The sequence below is a fragment of the Limimaricola pyoseonensis genome (assembly GCF_900102015.1).
Taxonomy (GTDB): domain Bacteria; phylum Pseudomonadota; class Alphaproteobacteria; order Rhodobacterales; family Rhodobacteraceae; genus Limimaricola; species Limimaricola pyoseonensis.
On sequence record NZ_FNAT01000006.1, the window covers coordinates 68,079 to 83,444 of the forward strand.

Sequence of the window (15,366 nt, forward strand, 5' to 3'; positions counted from 1 at the left end):
GCGGATGCCGACCGAAGTAGTGCTGCCCTCGCTGTCCGCCGGGATGGAGGACGCGATCATCGCCCGCTGGCTCAAGGCCGAGGGCGACGACGTCGCGCCGGGCGAGGTGCTCGCCGAGATTGAAACCGACAAGGCCACGATGGAGCTGGAGGCCGAGACCGCGGGCCGCCTTGGCCGCCTGCTTTGCCAAAGCGGCGAGCGCGCGGCGGTCGGAGAGGCCATCGCGCTGGTCCTCGCTGGCGACGAGGACCCGTCCGCGCTGGACGCCGAGGCGCCGAAGCCCGCGCCGGAACCGGAGGCGGACAGGAACGAGGTCGCAGCTTCGCCGGTGTCGGAGCAGCCCGCGCCGAGCCGCCGCAAGGCGGCCTCGCCGCTGGCCCGGCGCGTCGCCGCCGAGTGGGGCGTCGCGCTCGACGGCCTGCCAGGCTCGGGGCCGGCGGGCCGCGTGGTCCGGGTCGACGTGGAGCGCGCGCGCGACGCGGCCGAGCCTGCCGACGCCGCCGCGGAAGTTGACCCGCCCGCCGCGCCAAAGGCGTCCCGGGTGCCGGAGGCGCGTGACCCGGCGATCCCAGCCGGGATCGGCGCCCATGACGCGATCCCGCACAGCGGCATGCGCCGCACCATCGCGCGGCGGCTGCACGAGGCCAAGACCACCATCCCGCATTTCTACCTCGAGGCCGATTGCGACATCGCGGCGCTGCTCGAAATGCGCGGCCGGGTGAACGAGGGCCGCGACCGGGCCGAGCGGATCTCGGTGAACGATCTCGTGGTGAAGGCGGCGGCGCTGGCGCTGCGCAAGGTGCCGCGCGCCAACGCGGTCTGGACCGAGGACGCGACGCTGCAGCTGCGGTCGGTCGACATCTCGATCGCGGTGGCAACCGAGGACGGGCTGGTCACGCCGATCCTGCGCGAGGCCGACCGCAAGGGCCTCGGCACGATCTCGGCCGAGGTGAAGGAACTGGCCGCGCGGGCGCGGGAGGGCCGGCTCCGCCCCGAGGAATACCAGGGCGGCGGCTTCTCGATCTCCAATCTCGGGATGTACGGCGTCAAGTCCTTCGCCGCGATCGTCAACCCGCCGCAGAGCTGCATCCTCGCCGTGGGCGCGGCCGAGACGCGGCCAGTCGGGCGCGACGGCGAGATCGTCCTTGCGCCGGTGATGAGCTGCACCCTTTCCGTCGACCACCGGTCGGTGGACGGGGCGCTCGGCGCCGAATGGCTGGCCGCCTTCAAGGCGGCGATCCAAAACCCGATGACCCTTCTGCTCTGAGGCCGCGATGATTTCCGGAACGACCAGACTCTTCGCCATTCTCGCCGACCCGGTCGGCCATGTCCGAACGCCGCAGGCCCTGAACGCCCGCTTCGCAGAGGCCGGGCAGGACGCGGTGCTGGTGCCCTGCGAGGTCGGGCCAGACGCGCTGGAGGAGACCGTCCGGGGGCTGCGCAACGTCCGCAACCTCGGCGGGCTGGTGGTCACCGTGCCGCACAAGACCGAGATCGCCCGCCACTGCAACGCGCTGAGCGAAAGGGCCCGGCTTGCCGGGGCGGTGAACGTCGTCCGGCGCGAGGCCGACGGGCGGCTCTTCGGTGACCTGCTCGACGGCGCGGGCTTCGTCGCGGGCCTCTCTGCCGCCGAGGTCGAGCTCGAGGGCCGGTCGGTGTTCCTGGCCGGGGCAGGCGGCGCGGCCAGCGCCATCGCCTTCGCGCTGGCCGAGGCCGGCGCGGCGCGGCTGACCGTCGCCAACCGATCGGAAGCCAAGGCCCGCGCGCTTCTGCAGCGTTTGCAGTCGGCCTTCCCGGCGGTCGCGGTCGAGGCGGGTCACGACCCGCAGCGCCACGACATCGCCGTCAACGCCACCTCGCTCGGGCTGAAGCCGGACGACCCGCTGCCGTTCGACCCGGCGGACCTGTCGCCCGGCACCCTCGTGGCCGAGGTGATCATGCAGCCGGAGGAGACGCCGCTGCTCGCCGCCGCGGCGGCGCGCGGGCTGCCGACCCATCTGGGGCGCATGATGCTGGAGGGCCAACTGCGCCAGATGATGGCGTTCCTTCTGCCGGAAGCGGAGGGCGCGGCGTGACGGTGCTCGGCACGGCACGGATGACTACATGGAGCTAAAAATGCGCCTGCCTCGGCGGCATCTGACGCGCCGGGCTTCGGCGAGCGGTCTACGGCCCCTCCGGCCCGCCGGGACGGGCGCCGATGGCGCACCGCTGCCTCTTGGTCTTGCCCGGTCCCGAACCGATTGACGGGTGGCCTGTCGTGGAACGCTGATTACAGCCGGTAGTGGCAGTGACGGCCCTTCAATTTCGCTGATAATCTACCTTATGTAATTATCATTGCGATCGCTGGCGGAACCTTATCCAAATCGGACGATTTCGACTGGCTCGATGATGGATTTGGACGTCGATTACACGGTTGGATCGGTATTTCTTACCAATGGTAAGACCAATCTGCATTCTTTGAGGCTCTTAAAGAGTGAGGCGGCGCCCAAAAGAAAGATCAATAATAACCGAACGTTAATCCTGTATTTTCGAGTATGGCGCCCTTTCAACCGCGGATATCCGGCCCGGCTCCCGCCCATTTCGCTTGAGGCCTCATTGCCCTCGTCGCCCGGTGGTCGCCATATGGTCCTGACAGTTCGACCGGGACCGCCATGACCCTTGCACAGGACATCCAGCCGCAGACCGCGCCCCGCACCGGCGGCGCCGAGCGCATCATCGCCTACTTCAAGGAGCGAATGATCCTCGGCGAGATGAAGGTCGGCGAGCGGCTACCGCCCGAGCGCGAACTGGCCCAGCATCTGGGCGTCGGGCGGCCGCTGCTGCGCGAGGTGATCCGCTCGTTGTCGATGCTCGGGCTGCTTGACGTGCGCCAGGGCAGCGGCACCTATGTCGGCCGCGCCGATCTCGGGGTGCTGTCGGATTTCTTCACCTTCTGCCTGTCGCAGGAGCAGGACATCCTCGACGACGTGATGCAGTCGCGCATCGCCATCGAGGTGCAGGCGATCCGCCTGGCCTGCGCGCGGGCCAACGAGCGCGACCTCGCCCGGATCGGCCAGTGGCTGGCCCGGCTGATCGAGACGCTCGACGACCCCGACGCCGGCGGCGCGGCCGACTTCGCCTTCCACCAGGCGATGGTCAAGGCCAGCCACAGTCGCTCGCTGATCACGCTCTACGGCGCGCTCTCCGAGCTTCTGCGTCGCAGCCATGTCGAGCGCCGGCGCACCACATATGACCGCCGCGAGGTGGTCGGAGACCTGGTGGAGGCGCATCGCGAGGTGTTCCTCTCCATCGTGGCGAAGGATGCCGACGCGGCCGAGGCCCGGCTGCGCGAGCATTTCGCGATCGGCGACGAGCTGCGCCGCCGAAGCCTGATCGAGACCTACAGGAAAGGGACCGGTCCGGGCTGAACTGACCATCCAAGGGAGGACGAGATGACGACACTGACCACGCGGCGGCTTCTGGCCGCCACGGCGATCGCGCTGTGCGCGCTGCCCGCCGCCGCCGAGACCCTGCGCTACGCCCATGTCGGCGCCGAGGGCGACATCCAGACCCGCTTCGCCGCCGAGGCGGCCGAGGCGATCGAGGCCGCGACCGACGGCGAGGTGAGCCTGCAGGTCTTCCCCGCCAGCCAGCTCGGCAACGTCGCCGAGATGGTCGACGGGGTGCGCATGGGCTCGATCCAGATGGGCCACCACGACTTCGCCTCGCTGGCCCGCATCGTGCCCGAGATGGCGGTGTTCAACGCCCCCTTCATCTACCGCGACGGCGCCCACGCCCTGGCCGCGACCGACCCCGAGACCTCGCCGGCGCTGCAGGCGCTGAACGCCGAGCTGGTCGAGAACGGCGGTATGCGGGTGATCGGCCGCATCTATCGCGGCGCGCGGCACATCTCCTCGAACTTCGAGATCGACGAGCCCGCCGACATGGAGGGCAAGCCGTTCCGCGCGGTGCCGCTCGACCTGTGGATCTCGATGATCAAGGGCATGGGCGCGACCCCGACCCCGGTCGAGGTCTCCGAGCTGCCGACCGCGCTGATGACCGGCCTCGTGGTCGGGCAGGAAAACCCGCTCACCATGATCTCGGCCAACAAGCTCTACGAGGTGCAGAGCCACGTCGCGATGACCGGCCACATGCAGTCGGTGCTCGCGGTCTTCGTCAACGACGACGCCTGGCAGGGCCTCGAGGAGGACCAGCGCGAGGCGATCACCGCCGCGCTCGACGAGAAGGCCGCGCAGTCGCTCGAATGGGCGCAGGCCTCCGAGGCCGACCTGGTCGACGAGCTGACCGAGGCCGGGATGACCTTCACCACCGCCGAGACCGGGCTCGATCTCGAGAGCTTCCGCACCGGCGTGCTGGCGCAGATCGAGGCCGATTTCCCCGAATACGGCGAGTACATCGAACAGATCATGGCGGTCGAGTGACCGACCGGGCCGGGGGCGGCGCGTTCGCCCCCGGCCGACCAAGGGAGGAGGACGAGATGCTGAGGCAAGGGCTGCAGGTGATCTGCACGGTGCTGCTCGGCGCGCTGGTGACGGTGCCGCTGCTGCAGGTGGTGATGCGCGACCTGTTCGGCGCGCCGCTGATCGGGGCCGAGGAGCTGACCCGGTTCCTGCTAATCTGCACGGTGTTCCTGGCCTACCCGCTGGTCGTGGCGGGGCGCGAGAACATCGTCATGGCCGAACTGCGCGAGGCCCTGCCCGACCGGCTGCGCCGCGCCCTGCACCGGCTGATCGGCCTGGCGGCGCTGGCGGGCTGCGGGCTGATGGCCTGGGTCGCGCTCGGCAGCATCATCGACAATCCCGGCAACGCCACGCCGACGCTGAAGATCCCGTTCTGGCTCTTTCTCGGCGCGGCCTGCGCGGGCTTCGGCGGCGCCGCCCTGGTGCATCTGCGCCAGGCCCTGTCGCGCCGCCCCACCCCCACCGAAACCGGCGCCGCCGCCGACAGCCACAGCGTGAGCCTCTGACATGGGCCTGATCCTGATCCTCGTCTTTCTCGCCCTCTTCGTGACCGGCTTTCCGGTGGTCTACGCGATCCTGCTGCCGGCGATCGGCTATATCGCGATCGAGGGGCTACCGCTCGGCCTGCTGGCGCAGCGCGTCACCTACGCGCTCGACAGCTTCCCGCTGGTCGCGGTGCCGATCTTCATCTTCGTCGGCAACCTGATGAACCTCTCGGGCATCACCGACCGGATCTTCCGCTTCGCCGACACCGCGGTCGGCCGGGTGCCGGGCGGGCTCGCGCAGGTCAACATCTTCTCCAGCCTCATCTTCTCGGGCATGTCGGGCGCCGCGCTCGCCGATGTCGGCGGCTTGGGCAAGATCGAGATCGAGGCGATGAAGAAGCGCGGCTTCGAGGCGCCCTTCTCGGCCGCCGTCACCGCGGCCTCCGCCGTGGTCGGGCCGATCTTCCCGCCCTCGATCCCGCTGATCGTCTACGGCTCCGTCACCTCGGTCTCGATCATCCAGCTGCTGATCGCGGGGATCGTGCCGGCGCTGATCTGCATCGCGCTGCTGATGACCACCGCCGCGGTGATCGCGATCCGCGCGAACATGCCGCGCGCGGCGCGCTGGCCCAGCCCGCGCGAGGTGGGCGCGAGCCTGCTGCCCGCCCTGCCGGCGCTGCTGGCGCCGGTCTTGATGATCGCGGGCATGATGGCGGGGCTCTTCACCCCGACCGAGGCCGCCGCCGTCACCGCCGCCTATGTCGTGGTGATCTCGGGCGCGGTCTACCGCGAGCTGACCTGGAGCCACCTGTGGCAGGCCATGGCGCTGACGCTGCGCTCGACCTCGGCGATCCTCGTCATCGTCGCGGCGGCGGCGCTGTTCGGCTGGATCCTCGCCGTCGAGCAGGTGCCGCAGGACTTCTCGAAGCTGATCCTGCAGATCTCCGACGACCCCGTCGCGCTGCTGCTGATCGCCAACCTGATCTTCTTCGTCGCCGGCATGTTCCTCGACAGCACCACCGCGACGCTGCTGGTGGTGCCGGTGATCGCGCCGCCGCTGGTGCTGGCGGGGGTCGACCCGGTGCATCTGGGCATCGTGGTGATCTTCAACCTGATGCTGGGCCTGCTGACGCCGCCCATGGGCCTGTCGCTGTTCCTCGTGGCCTCGATCGCGCGGATCAGCCTGCGGGCGCTGCTCAAGGCGCTCTTGCCCTTCTACCTGCCGCTGTTGGCGACGCTGGCGATCATCACCTTCGCCGACGAGCTGGTGCTCTGGCTGCCGTCGCTTCTGCGCTGACCATGTCTCACTTCCCCAACCCCAAGGACACGCCCATGCGTCTCGTCATCGGTTCCGATCATGCGGGCTTCCCGCTCAAGGCCCATCTCCTCGACCACCTGAAGGCCCGCGGCCACGAGGTCGAGGATGCCGGCTCCTTCGACGCCGCGCCGGTCGATTTTCCGGACGTCGCGCAGAAGGTCACCGACGCGGTGCTCGGCGGCCGCGCCGAACGCGGGCTGATGGTCTGCGGCACCGGCGTCGGCGCCTCGATCGCCGCCAACAAGGTGCGCGGCATCCGCGCCGCGGTCGGCCACGACGTGCATTCGGCGCATCAATGCGTCGAGCATGACGACGTCAACGTGCTGTGCATCGGCGCCCAGATCGTCGGGCCGTGGCTCGCCACCGATCTGATCGACGCCTTCCTCGGCGCCGAGTTCTCGACCGACGAGGCCTGCCGCCGCCGGGTCGAGAAGCTGCACGCCATGGACGCGGCGCGCTGAGGCCGGGGCGATGATCTGCGTCTTCGGCTCGATCAACATGGACCTGCGCTGCGACGCCCCGGCGATCCCGGCGCCGGGCGAGACCGTGCTCGGTGCCGGGCTGGTGCAGGGCTTCGGCGGCAAGGGCGCCAATCAGGCGGTCGCCGCCGCCCGGGCCGGGGCGCGGGTCGAGATGGTCGGCGCGGTCGGCGCCGACGCCTTCGGCGCGGCCTGCCGCGACAACCTCGCGCGCCACGGGGTCGGCACGGGCGGCGTCGCCACCATGCCGGCCGCCACCGGCTGCGCGCTGATCGTGGTCGATGCCAAGGGCGAAAACGCGATCACCGTGGCGGCCGGGGCCAATCACGACCTGGCCCCGGCGCCGCTGCCCGAGGGCACGACGCTGCTCTTGTGCCAGATGGAGGTGCCGGTCGACGCGGTGCTCGAAATGCTCCGCCGCGCAAGGGCGGCGGGGCGGCGCGGCGTGCTGAACCTCGCCCCGGTGCCCGCCGGGCTCGACGCCGCGACCGCGCGGGCCCTGCTCGACGCGACCGACATCCTCGTCGTCAACGCGCAGGAGCGCGCGGCGCTGGCGGCGCTGGTCGGCACGGTGGAGGGCCCGGGGCTTGCCGTGATCGAGACGCTCGGGCCGAAGGGCGCGGCGCTGACCAGAGCCGACGGTTCGACCCTGCACCTGCCCGCCGCGCCGCTCTCGCCGCGCGACACCACCGGGGCGGGCGACAGCTTTGCCGGCTGCCTCGCCGCCGGGCTCGATCTCGGCCTGCCGCTCGAAACCGCCGCGGCGCGCGCCATCTCGGCCGCCGGGCGCACCTGCCTACACGAAGGCGCGCAGCCCGCCCCCGAGGCCCGCGCCGGCTGAAAGCGCGACTAGCGACGCACCAGCTTGACCGCCCGGGCGCCAGTTGTCGTCCGGGACGGTCCCCAGCATCGATATGACCTGCCGGTTCACCCCGTGACGCGATGTCGTGGCGGGGTGCACCTGCCGCTCCCCCTGCAGCCCGTCGCACGATCCTGTTGACCCGGCGACGGACACCCTGTTATGACACCGATGTCATGACATCGATGTCAGCGAATCCGCATGACGGAGGATGGCGTCGGGAAGCGAGGAACGCACGGTGGCCACGATCTACGATGTTGCCAAACAGGCCGGGGTTTCGCCCAAGACGGTATCCCGTGTCCTCAACGGCGACGCACCGGTCGGCGCCCGCACCCGCGAGGCCGTCGAGGCGGCGATCCGCGCCCTCGATTACCGGCCCTCCAGCGCGGCGCGGACGATGCGCTCCAGCCGGTCCGGGCTGGTCGGGCTGATCACCGGGGCGATCTCGCGCGGCGACGGCAGCGCCGGCCCCTCGGGCCTGCCGGACCTGTTCATCGTCCAGGCGATCCAGCGCGTGGTGGCCGAGGCCGGAATGACCCTGATGATCGCCGATACCGGCGGCGAGGCCGACCGCGCCGTGGAGCTGATGGCGACCTTCGCCCAGCACCGCGCCGAGGGGCTGATCTACGTCGCCGATTCCCACCAGCGGATCGAGGATCTCGACCCGCGCGGCACGCCGCTGGTCCTTGCCAACTGCTTCGACGCCGCCGGCACGCCGGCCGTCCTTCCCGACGACCGGGCGGGCCAGCGCGCGCTGGTCGAGCGCGTGATCGCGGCCGGCCATCGCCGCATCGCCTATCTCACGCTGCCGGAGGGCATGATCGCGACGGAGCTGCGCAGCCGCGGCTACCGCGAGGCCCTGGAGGCCGCGGGCATCGCCTTCGACCCGGCGCTGGTGATCGAGGGCTTCGCCGATCACGGCGAGGGGCCGAGGCCCTACATCGCGTCGGCGCTCGACCGGCTGCTGGCGCTCGAGGACCGGCCGAGCGTCATCTGCTGCGGCAACGACGAGCTGGCGCTCAGGCTCTATGGCGAGCTGCGCGACCGCGGCATCCGCGTGCCGCAGGAGATCTCGGTCGCCGGCTACGACGATTACCGCGTCATTTCCGAGACGCTCTACCCGCCGCTCACCACGGCGGACCTGAACTACCGCGGCATCGGCGAAGCGGCCGCGCGCCGCCTGCTTGCGCTGATCGCGGGCGCGCCGGCGCCGACGGAGGCCGAGGTGATCGGCGGGCCGGTCTGCTGGCGCCAATCCGTCACCGAACACTGACATCCAAGAGGGAGGAGACCCGGAGATGACCAGAACGAACCTGATGGCAGGCACGATCCTCGCCACCGCCCTTTCCGCCGTCATCGCCACGGGTGCGGCGGCGCAGACCGAGCTCAGCATGTGGTACCACGGCGCCGGCGGCGAAGTGGAGAGCGCGATCATCAACCGCATCGTCGATGACTTCAACGCGAGCCAGGACGACTGGGCCGTGGAGCTGCAGAGCTTCCCGCAGGGCAGCTACAACGACAGCATCATCGCCGCGGCGCTGGCGGGCAACCTGCCCGACATCATCGATGTCGACGGGCCGGTCATGCCGAACTGGGCCTGGTCGGGCTACCTGCAGCCGCTGCCGCTCGACGAGAGCGTCATCGAGAACTTCCTGCCCGGCACCAAGGGCGAGTGGAACGGCGAGCTCTACTCGATCGGGCTGTGGGACGCCGCCGTGGCGATGGTCACGCGCCGCAGCTATCTCGAGGACAACGGCATCCGCATTCCCACCCTCGAGGAGCCGTGGACGCGCGAGGAGTTCGATGCCGCGCTGGTCACGCTCGAGGAGACGGGCGAGTTCCAGTACCCGCTCGATGTCGGCATGGCTTGGACCGGCGAGTGGTACCCCTACGCCTTCAGCCCCCTGCTTCAGAGCTTCGGCGGCGACATCGTCGACCGCGAGAGCTACGCCACCGCCGAGGGCGCGCTGAACGGCGACGCGGCGATCGAGTTCGGCGAATGGTGGCAGTCGCTGTTCGAGCGCGACCTCGTGCCCGGCACCAGCCAGGACCCGGCCGATCGCGAGACCGGCTTCGTCGAAGGCAAGTACGCGATCAGCTGGAACGGCAACTGGGCTGCCGTGCCGATCCTCGCCGAGTATGGCGACGACACGCTGTTCCTGCCCGCGCCCGATTTCGGCGAAGGCCCGGTGATCGGCGCGGCGAGCTGGCAGTTCGGCGTCTCGGCCACCTCCGAGCATCCCGAGGGCGCGGCCGCCTTCATCGAGTTCGCGCTGCAGGACGAGTACCTCGCCGAGTTCTCGGACGGGATCGGCCTGATCCCGGCCACGCCGACCGCCGCCGAGATGACCGAGAACTACGCCGAGGGCGGCCCGATGGCGGTGTTCTACGAGCTGTCCGAGGAGCAGGCGAGGCTGCGCCCGGTCACGCCCGGCTACGTCGTCGCCGCCAAGGTGTTCGAGAAGGCGCTGGCCGACATCGCCAACGGCGCCGACGTGATCGACACGCTCGACGCGGCGGTGGACGAGATCGACGCCGACATCGAGCGCAACCAGGGCTACGGCCACTGATCCTCCCCCGTCCGGCCCCCTTGCTCCCGAAGGGGGCCGGACCCAGAGACGAGGTGCTCCCATGTCGCGCTCACGACTGACGCAATCGAACCGGGCCGGATGGGCGATGGCGCTGCCGGGCTTCGGGCTGATCGCCGTCTTCATAATCCTGCCCTTCTTCCTGGCCTTCGGGCTGAGCTTCACCAACCAGCGGCTGATCTCGCCCAACCCGACCGAGTGGGTCGGCTTCGACAACTACCGCCAGCTCATGGGGCTGGGCGTGCTCACGCTCGAGCCCGAGCGCGACGAGGCCGGCGCGGTGATCCGCGACGAGGACGGCGCGATCGAGTATCCGCGCCTGCGCGGCTTCACCCGCGGCAACCCGGACTACGCCCATCTCGACGGCATGCGCGAATGGCTCAGCTGGGGCTGGGGCGAGGACCGGGTGGTGGTGCTGGCGCGCGACGTCGTCTTCATGACCGCGATCGTCAACACGCTGACCTTCGTGCTCGTCGTGGCGCCGGTGCAGGCCGCCATCGCGCTCGGGCTCGCGCTACTCATCAACCAGCGGCTCCGAGGCATCAACGTCTTCCGCACCATCTACTTCATGCCGGTGGTGGTCTCGATCGTCGTGGTCTCGCTCCTGTGGCGCTTCATCTACGACGGCAATGACGGGCTGCTGAACAACATCCTCTCCGCGCTGAGCTTCGGCGTCTTCGAGCCGGTCGACTGGCTCGGCAACCCGGGCACCGCGCTGCCCGCGATCATGGCGATGTCGATCTGGCAGGCGGTGGGCTTCCACATGGTGATCTGGCTCGCAGGCCTGCAGACCATCAGCCCGACGCTCTACGAGGCGGCCGAGATCGAGGGCAGCTCGCGCTGGCAGACCTTCCGATACGTGACATGGCCGGGCCTCAGGAACACCGCCGTGCTGATCCTGATCGTGATCACCATGCAGGCCTTCGCGCTGTTCGCGCAGATCGACGTGATGACCGGCGGCGGGCCGCTCGACAGCACCCAGACCATCGTCTTCCAGGCCGTGGAACGCGGCTACGGCAAGCAGGACATTTCCGGCGGCTCGACCATCTCGGTGCTGCTGTTCCTGCTGGTTCTCACCATCTCGCTGATCCAGCGATACCTGACACGGGAGCGCAGCTGATGGCCCAGATCGACCCGTCCAACCGCGGCCTGCGCCTGGCCGCCCGCTACGCAGTGCTGGTGCTGATCGCGGTGATCTTCATCTTCCCGCTGGTCTTCATGGTGGTGAGTTCCCTCAAGCCCGACCAGCAGCTTCTGTCCGACACCGGCAGCCTGCGGGCCTTCCTGCCGGTCGGCGACATCGGCCTCGGCAACTACGCCGCCGCCTTCCAGCGCGCGCCGGTGGGGCTGTTCATCTTCAACTCGGTGCTGGTGACGGGCATCACGGTGGTGCTGTCGCTGCTGGTCTGCTCGCTCGCGGCCTTCGCCTTCGTCTTCCTCGAATGGCGCGGCTCGGGGCTCCTGCTGTCGGTCATCCTCGCCACGCTGATCGTGCCGTTCGAGACCATCGCGATCCCGCTCCTGCTGATCGTCAACCAGCTGCCCTGGATCGGCCTCGACGGGCTCAGCACCGGCTGGCTCAACAGCTACCGCGTGCAGATCCTGCCCTTCGTCTCGGACGGGCTGACCATCTTCCTCTTCGTGCAGTATTTCCGCGACCTGCCGCGCGAGCTGATCGAGGCCTCCCGCGTCGAGGGGGCGAGCTGGTGGATGATCTACCGCCGCATCGTCATGCCGCTCGCGGGCCCGGTGCTGGCCACCGCCGCGATCCTGAAGTTCCTGGTGATGTACAACCAGTATCTCTGGCCGCTGATGGTGGTGCAGGAGGAGGGCTACCGCCCGGTCATGGTGGGGCTGCAATACTTCTTCCAGCTCAACCGCGCCTGGGGCGAGATCATGGCCTACCTGTCGCTGATCACCCTGCCCGTTCTCGCCTTCTACTTCGTGCTGCAACGCGCCTTCATCTCCTCGATCGCCTCGACCGGCGTGAAGGGCTGACCCACATAACCGCAAGGACATCACATGCCTCTCGCACTCGACGACAAATGGATCTGGGACAGCTGGTACGCCCATGACGGGCAGCGCTGGCACGGCTACTTCCTGCAGGCCGACAAGTCGCTCGGCGACCCGGACCTGCGCCATTTCAACGTCTCGCAGGGTCACGCCGTTTCGGACGACCTGAAGACCTGGGAGCACAAGGGCACCTGCCTCAGGCCCGCGCCGAAGCCCGCCTGGGACGACACCACGACCTGGACCGGCTCGGTGATCCAGGGGCCGGACGGGGTCTGGCACCTGTTCTACACCGGCGGCGGCTCGGCCGAGAACGGCCTCTACCAGCGCATCGGCCACGCCACCTCGCGCGACATGCATTCCTGGGAGCGCGTCGGCTCGGGCCTCTGCCTCGACATGGAGGGGCCGAACGCCGCGCATTACGAGGCCGAGCACGCGGTCGGCCACTGGCACGACCGGGCGATGCGCGATCCCTTCGTGATGAAGGATCCCGACGGCGACGGCTGGCTGATGTACTTCACCGCCCGCGCGCCGGGCATCGCCGAGGCCAATGCCGGCGGCGCGATCGGCTTCGCCACCTCGCCCGACCTCTACGAGTGGACCCTGCAGCCGCCGGTCTTCGCCGGCGATTACGGCCAACTCGAGGTGCCGCAGGTCTTTCGGATCGGATCGCGGTACTACTGCCTGTTCTGCACCGCCGACGAGCACTGGTCGGAAGGTCGCAAGGCGCAGGCCGGCACGCCGCCGGTGACCGGCAACCACTACCTCACGGCCGACGACCCGCGCGGGCCGTGGACGGTGGCGCCCGGCTTCCTCGACGGCGACCTGCCCTGCTACCGCTACGCGGCCCGCGTGCTCGAGACGGCGCAGGGCTGGGTCATCATGGGCTTCGCCGATGGCGGCAGGGACAGCTTCGGCGGCTACGTGATGGATCCGGTGCCGCTGAAGGTCGACGATGACGGTCTTCTCTACATCGCGCCAGCCGACAGGGGGAAATGACATGGCGACGGTCAGGCTGAAGGACATCCGCAAGCGCTACGGCGCGACGGAGGTGATCAAGGGGGTCGACCTCGAGATCGAGGATGGCGAGTTCGTGGTCTTCGTGGGCCCCTCGGGCTGCGGCAAGTCCACGCTTTTGCGGATGATCGCGGGGCTCGAGACGATCTCGGACGGCACGCTCGAGATCGGCGGCCGCGTGGTCAACGAGGTGCAGCCCAAGGAACGCGGCATCGCCATGGTGTTCCAGTCCTACGCGATCTTCCCGCACATGACGGTGCGCGAGAACATCGGCTTTGGCCTGACCGTCGCCCGCGCGCCCAGGGCCGAGAAGGAGGCCGCCGTGGCCGAGGCGGCGCGCATCCTGCAGATGGAGCACCTGCTCGACCGCCGGCCCAGCCAGCTGTCGGGCGGCCAGCGCCAGCGCGTCGCGATCGGCCGGGCGATCACCCGCAAGCCGGAGGTGTTCCTGTTCGACGAGCCGCTGTCGAACCTCGACGCGGCGCTCCGGATGGACATGCGGATGGAGATCGGCCGGCTGCACAAGGAGCTGAAGACCACGATGATCTACGTCACGCACGACCAGGTCGAGGCGATGACGCTCGCCGACAAGATCGTGGTGCTGAAGGAGGGCGAGGTGCAGCAGGTCGGCGCGCCGATGGATCTCTACCACAACCCCGCCAACCTCTTCGTCGCCAAGTTCCTCGGCGCGCCCTCGATGAACCTGATCGAGGTCGAGGTGGCCGAGGCGCGCGCGGGCCATGCGGTGGTGAAGAACCCGGCGCTCGACCCGGTCGAGCTGCCCTGCAAGCTCGATGACGTGCGCACTGGCGAGAAGCTGACGCTGGGCCTCAGGCCGCAATACCTGCATCCCTCGCTCGATCCGTCCGAGGGCAGGCTGCATGGCAAGGTCAAGCTGACCGAGCGGCTCGGCTCCGAGACCGTGGTCGATCTCGAGCTGACCGATGGCAGCCCGCTGATTGCCGCGCTCTCCGAGGACGCGATGTTCGAGCGGGGCCGCGAAGTCAGCCTGACCTTCCGGCCCGAGCAGACGCATCTGTTCAGGGGAAGTCCCTGACACGCGCCTTCGGATGCCGAGCCGGCCCCGGTTTCGAGCGGACACCAAGGCGCGCCTGACGATCACGGCATCGCCTGCGCGATGAGCCGCGCCGGCGATGCCCGGGACCGGGCCGCGATGGAAAGCACTCGCCACCCGCGAGGTCCATCGCGGTCAGGCCAACGCGCGCGGCGGCATCGAATTGATCCACGACCCGAAGCGCCGCCACTCGAAGCCTGGCGACCTCAGCCTGATGCCCAGCAGACGGGCAGCCGGCCTTCGTCGCCATTCGTGAGAGTATCGGAGGCACACCCATGGCGCAGCTTGGGTAGACCAGCGATGAGCAGCGCGACCTCAGATGCCCGACAGCAACGCGTCCATGGATCGGGTGATCTCGTCGCGCAGCATGCCCAGCGAGCCGATGCGCGTGCCAAGCTCGGCCACCGTCAGTGTCGCCGCGAGCTGCGGCATCACGAGATAGGCCGTATCGCCGACGGTCACGCCGGGATTAAGCGACTTCATCACCCGCGTGACGCTGTCCGACGGCAGAAGCGGCGCCACCACCCGCGTGGTCAGCTGGTCGAGCAGATCGCTTTGCAGGATGACGACCAGCATGCCGTCGTCGAGGCGGTAGAGGTCGTACTGGGCGGCCATGCTCAGAACTTGCGGAAGCGGGCCAGCGGCACCCCGGCCGTCTCGATCATCGCATTGTAGTCCGCGATGGCGCCCGCGTTCTCCTCGCGCCAGCGGCGGGCACGTTCGCGCCGCACCGCCGAGAGGACGCCGTTCTCGGCAGCTTGGGAGATGTTGATCCCGAAGGTCCTCGCCTCGTCGAGCAGGTCGCGATCAAGGGTCATGCTTGTCGATTTCCGCGCCGTCGCCGACATCGTCCCTACTCCATGAGCTGATACCCTCGAATATACCGCATCATTCCGGTATCTCAAGGTCCAGAGCCGATGCCCGCCGTCTCACCATACGGGTCTTGGACATCGCCGGTCCAGTCCACCGCGCGAGAGAGCCTCACGAGGCCGGACAAAAAACATAGCTAAATCAGAGTGCAACAGACTAAGCACCGGCCTTCCGGGCTGCGTTCATCGTCGCGGCGACAGTCAGG

16 protein-coding genes are annotated in these 15,366 nt (G+C 69.4%); 14 read left to right on the top strand and 2 right to left on the bottom strand.

Going from position 1 to position 15,366, the window contains the following annotated elements; genetic code table 11:
- Positions 1-4: 4 nt before the first annotated feature.
- The 14 genes from BLT43_RS13240 to BLT43_RS13305 all read left to right on the top strand — a co-directional run bounded on the left by BLT43_RS13240 (position 5) and on the right by BLT43_RS13305 (position 14,273).
- Positions 5-1,267 carry a dihydrolipoamide acetyltransferase family protein gene (locus tag BLT43_RS13240; protein WP_090113572.1) on the top strand — a complete coding sequence of 421 codons (1,263 nt, stop codon included), beginning with the start codon at positions 5-7 and terminating at the stop codon, positions 1,265-1,267.
- Positions 1,268-1,274: 7 nt separating this feature from the next.
- On the top strand, positions 1,275-2,075 hold the full coding sequence (locus BLT43_RS13245) for a shikimate dehydrogenase family protein (RefSeq protein ID WP_090113574.1): 801 nt from the start codon (positions 1,275-1,277) through the stop codon (positions 2,073-2,075).
- 576 nt (positions 2,076-2,651) lie between these two features.
- Complete coding sequence (locus BLT43_RS13250; RefSeq protein ID WP_090113575.1) at positions 2,652-3,407, top strand: FadR/GntR family transcriptional regulator; 756 nt, start codon at positions 2,652-2,654, stop codon at positions 3,405-3,407.
- Between the two features lie 24 nt (positions 3,408-3,431).
- Positions 3,432-4,421, top strand: coding sequence for a TRAP transporter substrate-binding protein (locus tag BLT43_RS13255; protein ID WP_090113577.1), 990 nt, complete (start codon positions 3,432-3,434; stop codon positions 4,419-4,421).
- A gap of 56 nt (positions 4,422-4,477) precedes the next feature.
- Entirely contained in the window at positions 4,478-4,966 is a 489-nt protein-coding gene (locus tag BLT43_RS13260; protein WP_090113579.1) for a TRAP transporter small permease, read from the top strand.
- A gap of 1 nt (position 4,967) precedes the next feature.
- Positions 4,968-6,242, top strand: coding sequence for a TRAP transporter large permease (locus BLT43_RS13265; RefSeq protein ID WP_090113581.1), 1,275 nt, complete (start codon positions 4,968-4,970; stop codon positions 6,240-6,242).
- A 35-nt stretch (positions 6,243-6,277) separates the two neighbouring features.
- Positions 6,278-6,724: a ribose 5-phosphate isomerase B gene (gene rpiB / locus BLT43_RS13270; protein ID WP_090113582.1), complete on the top strand. Its 447-nt coding sequence runs from the start codon at positions 6,278-6,280 to the stop codon at positions 6,722-6,724.
- 10 nt (positions 6,725-6,734) lie between these two features.
- Complete coding sequence (locus tag BLT43_RS13275; RefSeq protein ID WP_090113584.1) at positions 6,735-7,583, top strand: PfkB family carbohydrate kinase; 849 nt, start codon at positions 6,735-6,737, stop codon at positions 7,581-7,583.
- Positions 7,584-7,839: 256 nt separating this feature from the next.
- On the top strand, positions 7,840-8,874 hold the full coding sequence (locus BLT43_RS13280; RefSeq protein ID WP_090113788.1) for a LacI family DNA-binding transcriptional regulator: 1,035 nt from the start codon (positions 7,840-7,842) through the stop codon (positions 8,872-8,874).
- A gap of 25 nt (positions 8,875-8,899) precedes the next feature.
- Positions 8,900-10,171, top strand: a complete 1,272-nt coding sequence (locus tag BLT43_RS13285; RefSeq protein WP_090113585.1) for an ABC transporter substrate-binding protein — start codon at positions 8,900-8,902, stop codon at positions 10,169-10,171.
- A gap of 61 nt (positions 10,172-10,232) precedes the next feature.
- Positions 10,233-11,309: a carbohydrate ABC transporter permease gene (locus tag BLT43_RS13290; RefSeq protein WP_090113587.1), complete on the top strand. Its 1,077-nt coding sequence runs from the start codon at positions 10,233-10,235 to the stop codon at positions 11,307-11,309.
- A complete protein-coding gene (locus BLT43_RS13295) occupies positions 11,309-12,187 on the top strand; it encodes a carbohydrate ABC transporter permease (protein WP_090113588.1) in 879 nt (292 codons plus the stop codon). The genes BLT43_RS13290 and BLT43_RS13295 overlap by 1 nt, the downstream gene beginning before the upstream one ends.
- 24 nt (positions 12,188-12,211) lie before the next feature.
- The gene (locus tag BLT43_RS13300) at positions 12,212-13,198 is read left to right on the top strand and encodes a glycoside hydrolase family protein (RefSeq protein WP_090113590.1); all 987 of its coding nucleotides are present in this window, start codon (positions 12,212-12,214) and stop codon (positions 13,196-13,198) included.
- Between the two features lies 1 nt (position 13,199).
- Complete coding sequence (locus BLT43_RS13305) at positions 13,200-14,273, top strand: ABC transporter ATP-binding protein (protein WP_090113592.1); 1,074 nt, start codon at positions 13,200-13,202, stop codon at positions 14,271-14,273.
- 333 nt (positions 14,274-14,606) lie between these two features.
- Here BLT43_RS13305 and BLT43_RS13310 read toward each other — a convergent pair whose 3' ends face one another.
- Together BLT43_RS13310 and BLT43_RS13315 are read right to left on the bottom strand one after the other, a co-directional pair.
- The gene (locus BLT43_RS13310) at positions 14,607-14,906 is read right to left on the bottom strand and encodes a CcdB family protein (protein ID WP_090113594.1); all 300 of its coding nucleotides are present in this window, start codon (positions 14,904-14,906) and stop codon (positions 14,607-14,609) included.
- 2 nt (positions 14,907-14,908) lie between these two features.
- Entirely contained in the window at positions 14,909-15,139 is a 231-nt protein-coding gene (locus tag BLT43_RS13315; RefSeq protein ID WP_090113595.1) for a type II toxin-antitoxin system CcdA family antitoxin, read from the bottom strand.
- Positions 15,140-15,366: the final 227 nt, after the last annotated feature.

Bases quoted from the DNA above. Each gene is read 5' to 3' on its own strand.
- BLT43_RS13240 (WP_090113572.1), top strand. From the start codon at position 5: ATGCCGACCGAAGTAGTGCTGCCCTCGCTGTCCGCCGGGATGGAGGAC.
- BLT43_RS13245 (WP_090113574.1), top strand. From the start codon at position 1,275: ATGATTTCCGGAACGACCAGACTCTTCGCCATTCTCGCCGACCCGGTC.
- BLT43_RS13250 (WP_090113575.1), top strand. From the start codon at position 2,652: ATGACCCTTGCACAGGACATCCAGCCGCAGACCGCGCCCCGCACCGGC.
- BLT43_RS13255 (WP_090113577.1), top strand. From the start codon at position 3,432: ATGACGACACTGACCACGCGGCGGCTTCTGGCCGCCACGGCGATCGCG.
- BLT43_RS13260 (WP_090113579.1), top strand. From the start codon at position 4,478: ATGCTGAGGCAAGGGCTGCAGGTGATCTGCACGGTGCTGCTCGGCGCG.
- BLT43_RS13265 (WP_090113581.1), top strand. From the start codon at position 4,968: ATGGGCCTGATCCTGATCCTCGTCTTTCTCGCCCTCTTCGTGACCGGC.
- rpiB (WP_090113582.1), top strand. From the start codon at position 6,278: ATGCGTCTCGTCATCGGTTCCGATCATGCGGGCTTCCCGCTCAAGGCC.
- BLT43_RS13275 (WP_090113584.1), top strand. From the start codon at position 6,735: ATGATCTGCGTCTTCGGCTCGATCAACATGGACCTGCGCTGCGACGCC.
- BLT43_RS13285 (WP_090113585.1), top strand. From the start codon at position 8,900: ATGACCAGAACGAACCTGATGGCAGGCACGATCCTCGCCACCGCCCTT.
- BLT43_RS13290 (WP_090113587.1), top strand. From the start codon at position 10,233: ATGTCGCGCTCACGACTGACGCAATCGAACCGGGCCGGATGGGCGATG.
- BLT43_RS13295 (WP_090113588.1), top strand. From the start codon at position 11,309: ATGGCCCAGATCGACCCGTCCAACCGCGGCCTGCGCCTGGCCGCCCGC.
- BLT43_RS13300 (WP_090113590.1), top strand. From the start codon at position 12,212: ATGCCTCTCGCACTCGACGACAAATGGATCTGGGACAGCTGGTACGCC.
- BLT43_RS13305 (WP_090113592.1), top strand. From the start codon at position 13,200: ATGGCGACGGTCAGGCTGAAGGACATCCGCAAGCGCTACGGCGCGACG.
- BLT43_RS13310 (WP_090113594.1), bottom strand. From the start codon at position 14,906: ATGGCCGCCCAGTACGACCTCTACCGCCTCGACGACGGCATGCTGGTC.
- BLT43_RS13315 (WP_090113595.1), bottom strand. From the start codon at position 15,139: ATGTCGGCGACGGCGCGGAAATCGACAAGCATGACCCTTGATCGCGAC.